The organism is Flavobacterium sp. GNP010 (assembly GCF_056428945.1).
Map to the genome: position 1 here is coordinate 1 of NZ_JBWJVK010000095.1, position 2547 is coordinate 2547.

Consider the following 2547-nt stretch of genomic DNA (forward strand, 5'->3'; position numbering starts at 1 on the left):
GTGGAGAATAACGGAGTCGAACCGTTGACCTCCTGCGTGCAAGGCAGGCGCTCTAGCCAGCTGAGCTAATCCCCCAATCTTTTTTAATTATGAATTGTGAATTATGAATTATGAAATGCTTTCATAACCTCTCAACTCTAGAATTTCTTCTTTTCTTTAAGTCTAAAATAGTTGTCTCGGACAGACTCGAACTGTCGACCCCTACATTATCAGTGTAGTACTCTAACCAGCTGAGCTACGAGACACTCTTATTCTTAAATGGTATTCTTTTTTTTAAATTAACAGCAAGAGTAATAAAATGTTGACCTTTGTTTCCTTCTCGAACTTTCGTCTTCTTTCCCTAGCGTGCGTTTCTTAAATAGAAAGTCATAAGTATTAAGTAGTAAAACTTAATCCTTACTCCTTAAAACTTCATACTTAGCTAACACTAAGGCTCTAGAAAGGAGGTGTTCCAGCCGCACCTTCCGGTACGGCTACCTTGTTACGACTTAGCCCTAGTTACCAGTTTTACCCTAGGCAGCTCCTTGCGGTCACCGACTTCAGGCACCCCCAGCTTCCATGGCTTGACGGGCGGTGTGTACAAGGCCCGGGAACGTATTCACCGGATCATGGCTGATATCCGATTACTAGCGATTCCAGCTTCACGGAGTCGAGTTGCAGACTCCGATCCGAACTGTGACCGGTTTTGTAGATTCGCTCCTGGTCACCCAGTGGCTGCTCTCTGTACCGGCCATTGTAGCACGTGTGTAGCCCAAGGCGTAAGGGCCGTGATGATTTGACGTCATCCCCACCTTCCTCTCAGTTTGCACTGGCAGTCTCGTTAGAGTTCCCGACATGACTCGCTGGCAACTAACAACAGGGGTTGCGCTCGTTATAGGACTTAACCTGACACCTCACGGCACGAGCTGACGACAACCATGCAGCACCTTGTAAATTGTCTTGCGAAAAGTCTGTTTCCAAACCGGTCAATCTACATTTAAGCCTTGGTAAGGTTCCTCGCGTATCATCGAATTAAACCACATGCTCCACCGCTTGTGCGGGCCCCCGTCAATTCCTTTGAGTTTCATTCTTGCGAACGTACTCCCCAGGTGGGATACTTATCACTTTCGCTTAGCCACTGAGATTGCTCCCAACAGCTAGTATCCATCGTTTACGGCGTGGACTACCAGGGTATCTAATCCTGTTCGCTACCCACGCTTTCGTCCATCAGCGTCAATCCATTAGTAGTAACCTGCCTTCGCAATTGGTATTCCATGTAATCTCTAAGCATTTCACCGCTACACTACATATTCTAGTTACTTCCTAATAATTCAAGTTTAGCAGTATCAATGGCCGTTCCACCGTTGAGCGATGGGCTTTCACCACTGACTTACTAAACCGCCTACGGACCCTTTAAACCCAATGATTCCGGATAACGCTTGGATCCTCCGTATTACCGCGGCTGCTGGCACGGAGTTAGCCGATCCTTATTCTCACAGTACCGTCAAGCTACTTCACGAAGTAGTGTTTCTTCCTGTGCAAAAGCAGTTTACAATCCATAGGACCGTCATCCTGCACGCGGCATGGCTGGATCAGGCTTGCGCCCATTGTCCAATATTCCTCACTGCTGCCTCCCGTAGGAGTCTGGTCCGTGTCTCAGTACCAGTGTGGGGGATCTCCCTCTCAGGACCCCTACCCATCGTTGCCTTGGTAAGCCGTTACCTTACCAACTAGCTAATGGGACGCATGCTCATCTTTCACCGTTGTGACTTTAATATCATGTTGATGCCAACTCGATATACTATGAGGTATTAATCCAAATTTCTCTGGGCTATCCCTTTGTGAAAGGTAGATTGCATACGCGTTACGCACCCGTGCGCCGGTCTCTAGTTCCGAAGAACTATACCCCTCGACTTGCATGTGTTAAGCCTGCCGCTAGCGTTCATCCTGAGCCAGGATCAAACTCTTCATCGTATATTGTTTGCTCGATTGCTCAAGCTATTGTTATTCGACTCAGTTCTAGTGGTTTTTTCAAATCTCTCGATTCTATTACTCTTATTCTTTTGTTTTAAGATTTCTCTTAAAACGGCTGTCAATTCAATATGTCTAGGAACGTATTCTTCTTGTTTTTTAACTGAATTTATTTCAGTTTCCAACTCCTTGTTAACACTTGTTAAAGTGTTTCTCGAAGCGGGTGCAAAAGTAGAACTCTTTTTCGTTTCTCGCAAATGTTTTTTGAAGTTTTTTTAAAAACTTTCGTTTCGTTTTTCTTCAACTAAAATAAGGCCTAAACCCCATTCCCACTCACTCAAAATTTCTAAGAACTTACTCCCTTTCGGGGCAGCAAAAGTAAAACTTATTTTCCGCTCTGGCAAATCTTTTTTCGAATTTTATTCCGATTTTTTTAATCTGCTTTTCAGTATTTAAATATGAACTTCTGCGCTGTTGCGGGTGCAAAAGTACCACCTTTATTCACTTCTACAAGCTTTTTATTTACTTTTTTTTGCCTTTTTCTTAACTTATGTTTTAAATCGCTGTAAACGTGAATTTTGTAAGTAATTTTTTTTT

Annotated in this window: 2 tRNA genes and 1 rRNA gene; all 3 read right to left on the minus strand. The window is 44.0% G+C overall.

The features are described from left to right. Window position 1: 1 nt before the first annotated feature. The 3 genes from AC061C_RS15540 to AC061C_RS15550 all read right to left on the minus strand — a co-directional run bounded on the left by AC061C_RS15540 (window position 2) and on the right by AC061C_RS15550 (window position 1953). Window positions 2-75 (minus strand) — tRNA-Ala (locus AC061C_RS15540). Between the two features lie 96 nt (window positions 76-171). Further along, a tRNA-Ile gene (locus tag AC061C_RS15545) sits at window positions 172-245 on the minus strand. 194 nt (window positions 246-439) lie between these two features. Continuing rightward, window positions 440-1953 (minus strand): 16S ribosomal RNA (locus AC061C_RS15550). Between the last annotated feature and the right edge of the window lie 594 nt (window positions 1954-2547).